The 6,180-nt window shown below is 71.6% G+C and carries 6 protein-coding genes; 5 read left to right on the top strand and 1 reads right to left on the bottom strand.

Features of this window, described 5'->3' with window-relative positions; genetic code table 11:
- Window positions 1-346 precede the first annotated feature (346 nt).
- From VQ02_RS06660 to VQ02_RS06645, 4 genes are all read left to right on the top strand, one after another.
- Window positions 347-1,645 carry a TIGR04295 family B12-binding domain-containing radical SAM protein gene (locus tag VQ02_RS06660; RefSeq protein WP_048443382.1) on the top strand — a complete coding sequence of 433 codons (1,299 nt, stop codon included), beginning with the start codon at window positions 347-349 and terminating at the stop codon, window positions 1,643-1,645.
- Window positions 1,630-2,802 (top strand): glycosyltransferase family 4 protein, encoded by a 1,173-nt coding sequence (locus tag VQ02_RS06655; protein WP_048443381.1) that lies wholly within the window; start codon window positions 1,630-1,632, stop codon window positions 2,800-2,802. The genes VQ02_RS06660 and VQ02_RS06655 overlap by 16 nt, the downstream gene beginning before the upstream one ends.
- The gene (locus tag VQ02_RS06650) at window positions 2,799-3,887 is read left to right on the top strand and encodes a CgeB family protein (protein WP_048443380.1); all 1,089 of its coding nucleotides are present in this window, start codon (window positions 2,799-2,801) and stop codon (window positions 3,885-3,887) included. The genes VQ02_RS06655 and VQ02_RS06650 overlap by 4 nt, the downstream gene beginning before the upstream one ends.
- A gap of 355 nt (window positions 3,888-4,242) precedes the next feature.
- The gene (locus VQ02_RS06645) at window positions 4,243-5,529 is read left to right on the top strand and encodes a radical SAM protein (protein WP_157080527.1); all 1,287 of its coding nucleotides are present in this window, start codon (window positions 4,243-4,245) and stop codon (window positions 5,527-5,529) included.
- Between the two features lie 9 nt (window positions 5,530-5,538).
- Here the strand turns inward: VQ02_RS06645 and VQ02_RS36775 are convergent, their stop codons facing one another.
- The gene (locus VQ02_RS36775) at window positions 5,539-5,772 is read right to left on the bottom strand and encodes a hypothetical protein (RefSeq protein WP_157080526.1); all 234 of its coding nucleotides are present in this window, start codon (window positions 5,770-5,772) and stop codon (window positions 5,539-5,541) included.
- 138 nt (window positions 5,773-5,910) lie between these two features.
- Between VQ02_RS36775 and VQ02_RS06640 the strand changes: the two genes are divergently transcribed.
- Entirely contained in the window at window positions 5,911-6,174 is a 264-nt protein-coding gene (locus VQ02_RS06640) for a hypothetical protein (protein WP_048443378.1), read from the top strand.
- Window positions 6,175-6,180 lie beyond the last annotated feature (6 nt).

The raw sequence follows: 6,180 nt of genomic DNA, 5'->3' as shown, positions 1-6,180 counted from the left end.
CCCCCGCCGCGCCGCCGCCGACCTCGGCCTCGCGGCCCCGCTGCTGTGGCGCCGGGGCCTCGCCCGCCTGGCGGACTGGCTCGCCGAGAGCCGGGGCCTGCGCCTCGGGGGCGCGGCGCGGCAGGCGATGCCGGCCTGAGCCGCGCGCGAGACGCGATTCGGTTCCATGCCGGAGCCTGCGGCACCGGCATGGTGGCGGGCCGGCGGATGCGCCGGCATCATGGCGAATGACCCATTGGTATCATTCGCTTAACCGGGACCGGGCGAAAAGGTCTTGTCGTCCCGGGCGGCACCGCCACTTCCCCCCAGTATCCGCGATGCCCGCCCCCGCCTCAGGACGCCCGCTTTGAGAATCGCCCTCGTCAACCCGACCTGGAGCTTCGAGAACAGCATCTACTTCGGGTGCCGTTCCCCGCACCTCCCCCTCGAGCTGGGGTCCTGCAAGGTGCTGCTGGAGCGGGCGGGCCACGAGGTGCTGATGCTGGACGGGGCCCTCGACGGCCTCTCCCTGGCGGAGCTCGCCGAGCGGGTCGCGGATTTCGCGCCGGCCATGACGGTGGTGACCACCGCCCCGACCTACCTGTTCTGGCGCTGCGCCCAGCCGGAGCTGCGGGTGCCCCGCGCCTTCCTGGACGCGCTCGGGGACCGCGGCGGCCGCACCGTGGCGGTGGGCCCGCACGGCTCCGTCACGCCGGAGACGACGCTAGCCAAGCTCGCCTGCGACATCGTTGTGCGGGGCGAGTGCGAGGAGGTGGTGACGCAGCTGGCCGGCGGCGGCCTCGCGCGGCCCGACCGGGTGCCCGCCCTCGCCTTCCGGGACGGGAGAGAGACGGTCGTCACCGGCGGCCCCGCCGCCACCCGCTTCACCGACCTGCCGGCCCTGTCCTGGCCCGACTCCTGGGTGGCGCGCCACGCCCACCACCACCACCGCTTCGACCGGGCGCCGCAGGGGCCCGGCGCCGAGGTCGAGGCCTCGCGCGGCTGCCCTTATTCCTGCACTTTCTGCGCGAAGATCGACTTCCGGGACAAGTACCGGCGGCGCGAGCTGCCGCTCATCCTGGAGGAGGTCGACCGTTTGATCGCGCAAGGGGCGACCTACCTCTACTTCATCGACGAGATCTTCCTGCCCCAGAAGCCGCTGCTCGAGGCGCTGGCCGGCCGCCGCATCGAGTTCGGGGTGCAGACGCGGATCGACCTGTGGAAGCCCGACATGCTCGATCTCCTCGGCGCGGCGGGCTGCGTCTCGATCGAGGCCGGGGTCGAGAGCCTGACGGAAGCCGGCCGCGCGCTCCTCGACAAGAACTGCCGCGCCTCGACGGACGACCTCGCCGAGCGCCTGATCCACGCCCGTCGCACGGTGCCGTTCGTGCAGGCCAACCTGATCAAGGTGGCGGGCGACGACCCGGACCTGGTGGCGGCGTGGCGCGACCGCCTGCGGGCGGCCGGCGTCTGGGCCAACGATCCGGTCCCACTCTATCCCTACCCGTCCTCGCCGGATTACCGCCGCCTGTGGGGCGAGCCCGACGGCGAGGCCTGGGAGCGGGCGCACGCGCACTACCTGGGTCAGTTCGATCGCTTCAGCGACATCCAGGAGGAGCGGCCGGCCCCGCTGCGCGAGTTGGAGGCGGCATGCTGCCCAGCCTGACGGTCCCGGCCGGACGCCCGGTCCCGCACCGGGGCGCACCGGCCCTCAACCTGTTCATGACGATCGACGCCGTGGGCGGCGTCTGGCAGTACGGCCTCGACCTGGCGGAGGACCTGACCAGCCAGGGCATCGGGGTCACCCTCGCGGTGCTCGGGCCCGAGCCGAGCCAGGACCAGCTCCGCGCCGCCCGGGCGATCCGGGGCCTCGACCTGCGCCCGACCGGCGCCAGCCTCGACTGGACGGCGCTCACCCCCGGCGAGGTCGAGGCCGCCGCGCGCATCGTCGCCCGCGAGGCCGAGCGGGCGGGGGCGGACCTCATCCACCTCAACAGCCCGGCGCTCGCGGCGATCACGGGATTCTGCGCCCCCGTGGTGGCGGTCGCGCATTCCTGCGTGGCGACCTGGTGGGCGGCGATGCGGCCCGGCCCCCTGCCCCCGGACCTCGCCTGGCGGGCGAGCCTGATGGCCGAGGGCTACCGGCACGTCGACGCGCTGCTCAGCCCGACCCGGGCCTTCGCGGAGGCGACGGCCGCCACCTACGGGATCGCTCCGCCCCGCGTGGTGCCGAACGGCCGGCGCAGCGCGGCAGCGCGGGGCCACCGCACGCCGGCAGGAGCCGCCGCCTCGCCCTTCGTGTTCACCGCCGGCCGGCTCTGGGACGAGGGCAAGAACGCCCGCACCCTCGACCGGGCGGCGGCGCGCCTGCGCCTGCCGGTCCTCGCCGCCGGCGATCTCAAGGGCCCGAACGCGGCCCAGTTCACCCCCGAGCACCTGCGCCCCCTCGGACGCCTGAGCGACCAGGACGTGGCGCGCTGGCTCGCCGGCGCGCCGATCTACGCCTCCGCCGCCCGCTACGAGCCGTTCGGCCTCGGCGTGCTCGAGGCGGCGAGCGCCGGCTGCGCCCTGGTGCTCTCGGACATCCCGACCTTCCGCGAATTGTGGGACGAGGCCGCGATCTTCATCGCACCGGACGACGATGCGGGCTTCGCCTGCGCCATCGAGATGGTGGCGGCCGACCCCGCCATCCGGGCCCGCCTCGGCGCCGAGGCGCGGGCGCGGGCCGAGACCTTCACGGTCGAGGCGATGACGGCGGGCGTGCTCGACGCCTACCGGACCGTCCTGGCGGAGCCGCCGCGGCGGGCCGGAGGGCTGGCGTGAGGATCGTCGCCTTCACGCATTCCCTGCGCTCGTGCTGGAACCACGGCAACGCCCACTTCCTGCGGGGCGTGCTGCGCGAGCTCCAGGCCCTCGGCCATGCGGTCGCGGCCCACGAGCCGGCGGGGGCCTGGAGCGTCGAGAACCTCGTCCGCGATCACGGCGAGGCCGGCCTCGCCTCCTCCCTCGCGCCCTACCCCGAGCTGACGGCGACGATCGACCCGCCGGGCTTCGACCTCGAGGCGGTCCTCGACGGGGCCGACCTTGTGCTCGTGCACGAGTGGAACGAGCCCGCTCTCGTCGCCCGCATCGGCGCGGCGCGGCGCAACGGCGGCCGCTTCACGCTGCTGTTCCACGACACCCACCACCGGGCAGTGAGCGAGCCCGCGGCGATGCGGGCCTACGACCTCTCCGGGTACGACGGCGTGCTGGCCTTCGGCGAGACCCTGGCCGAGGTCTACCGCGGCTGGGGCTGGGGCGGCCGCGTCTTCGTCTGGCACGAGGCCGCCGACACCCGGCTGTTCCACCCGCCGGAGGCGGAGACGCCCCGCGAGGGGCTGGTCTGGATCGGCAACTGGGGCGACGGCGAGCGCAGCGCCGAGCTGGAGCGCTTCCTGTTCGGGCCGGCGCAGCGGGCGGGCCTGCTCCTCGACGTCTGGGGCGTGCGCTACCCCGACGAGGCCCTGGCGGCCCTGCGCCGGCACGGCGCCTGCTACCGCGGCTGGCTGCCGAACGCCCGCGCCCCGGAGGTGTTTTCCCGCCACCTCGCCACCGTGCACGTGCCGCGGCGCTTCTACGTCGAGGCCCTGCCCGGCATCCCGACCATCCGGGTGTTCGAGGCTCTGGCCTGCGGCATCCCGCTGGTCTCGGCGCCCTGGCGCGACAGCGAGGGCCTGTTCGCGCCGGGCCACGACTTCCTGGTCGCGCCGGACGGGCCTGCCATGGAGCGCCACCTGCGCGACCTCGCCCACGACCCCGCCCTGTGCGCCGCCCTGGCGGAGCGGGGCTTGCGGACGATCCGGGCCCGCCACACCTGCGCCCACCGGGCGGCGGAGCTGCTGGCGGTGGCGGCGCGGCTGCGGGGGTGAGCGTGCAGCCCGCCTGATCGAGCCGGTTCGTGGGCACGAGGACGGGGTCGGGATCTAGGTCCGCGAAATATCCTCCGCGCACGCGGAACGGGGAGAAGCGCCTCGTTTCAAGACTGTGATGCCTGCGCCTGCATGAGTTCGGGCGAGCCTCGCTCCATCGAACGAGCCCGTTCGACGGTGCGATACGTGCGACGTGCGCCCAAGCCCTCTCAAGCAGTCTCCACGGAGTAGGCAGCTCGGCGTCCGTGACTCGCGCTATCCGTCGCCTGTGCTCTCACAGCAACAGGTTATTGGCAAGAATCACGTACATTGATCGAAAAGAGCGGACCATCCGCTTTCATGGAGGAAAAATCCCGTGGATTGTCGCATCCTGCGCCAGTTGACCCTGAAGGCAGATGGTCACCTATCCTGCGACGACAGCAACGGGTACTATATTCATGTCGGCGATGTCGCGGCAAAGCCAGGATGGTCGATCAAGCAGGTCTTCGGCGGGGCGATCTACGAGCACATCCGGCGATCGTTCCAGGACGGCCGGGCGCCGTGGCCCGGCAAGTGCGAAACCTGTGACTGTTTCTCGCCGCATGACGGGCCTGTCGATACGCTGGAATCGCGGGTCCGGATCATGGTCGAGCCGACCCTCGGCTGCCGGCTGGCCTGCCCGTCCTGCAAGCGCAAGCAGGAGCTGGGACGGCGCCGGAACGACGACCACCTCTCCCCGGAGCTGCTCGGCAGCCTGATCCGCAGTTGCGTGCGCTCGGGCATCGCGATCGACGAGGTGCACTACCTCGGCTGGGGCGAGCCGCTGCTGCATCCCGGCTTCCGGGACCTCGTCGAGACAGTAAGGACGCTCTCGCCGACGACGATCCAGGAGGTAACCACTACGGGGAACGCCGACTTCCAGGCGAGCCTCGGCGGAACCTACATCGACCGCCTGGTCGTGTCCTGCGACGGGGTGCAGCAGGAGGAATACCAGAAGTACCGCATCAACGGCTCCCTCGAGGCGGCCCTGCGGTTCATGCGGGACGCCAAGACCTACGGCCACCCCGAAACCTTCGTTGAGTGGAAGTACATCCTGTTCGACGGCAACGACAATCCCGATGACTTGACCAGGGCGCAGGCTCTGGCCGACGAAATCGGCCTCGACAGCCTGCTGTTCATTGTCACGAACTCGAAGACCCGGTCGCTGCGCTACACCAACGAGACCATCGCGGAGATTCCGATCCGCTCGCGTCGGGCCAAGGTGTCGCCCGCCGCCGCGATGATGATCGGCTCACGCCGCTCCGGCCACGTCGACCCGAGCCGGTCGATGCTCGGGGACCGGGAGAACGCCTCCCTCTACATTGATGAGTGCCGTGTGACCCGGGGCAACATGCTGACGGTCAGCGGCTGGTCTCTCGGGGCGGATGGCGCCTACGTGGACGCCGTCGAGATGATTGCGGGACCACACCGGCAGGTCACGCAGACCCATGATCTGCGCCATGACGTCGTGGCAGCCCGCAGCAACGCGCAGGGCGCCCGCTGCGGTTTCCTGTTCCGGGTGCCTCTGGGTGACGCTCCGGCGCCCGACAGCCTCGCCTTGACCGTTCGGCTGCGCAACCACACGCAGGACTTCTCCGCCGCCGTGAGCTGGCCGGCGTCGTGAGGCGATGCGTCAGTACTGCACGAACTCGCCGAGCCGGCCGGCGAGGCGGTAGGCCCGCTCGCGGGTCAGGCCGCGCAGGATCACGCGGGAAGCGCTGTAGAGCGTGAAGGTCCCATCGGTGTCGGCCTGGATCCGGATGCCCTCGTGCATGGCTTGGCGCTCCCCCTTGTCGTTGCGGCATCGGTTGTGGATGCAGGGGAGAACGCGCGACGGCGCGCCGAGATACGCGGCTGAATCGCTCATTTTTTAGGCATCCGGAGAGCAGGAAAAGATCTTTCTTCTGGAACCTTCGCTGTTGGATGAAACTTTCCTGCTCACCTGCCGCTCCGGCGGGCCGGCCTCCGCCGCAAGGTGGGGGATCGCGAACAGGAGACAACCAAGATGAAGAAGCTGACTTTGGGCCTTGCAGCGGCCGCCGTGCTCGGCAGCCTCACCCTCGGCATCGGCGCGGCCTCCGCCGCCCCCGCAAGCCCGGCCGGCGTGCAGGCCAGCTCCATGGTGGAGCAGGTTCAGATGACCCGCGGCGAGCGCCGGATGATGCGCCATCATCGGATGCACCGGCACATGAAGCATCGCCGCCACATGATGCACCGGCGGCACATGATGCGTCACCACATGCGCCATCACCGCATGCACCGCATGTGAGACGGC

The sequence above is a fragment of the Methylobacterium variabile genome, assembly GCF_001043975.1.
Taxonomy (GTDB): Bacteria; Pseudomonadota; Alphaproteobacteria; order Rhizobiales; family Beijerinckiaceae; genus Methylobacterium; species Methylobacterium variabile.
Note: the sequence above shows the minus strand (reverse complement) of the source record. Positions and strands in the feature narration are given on the sequence as shown.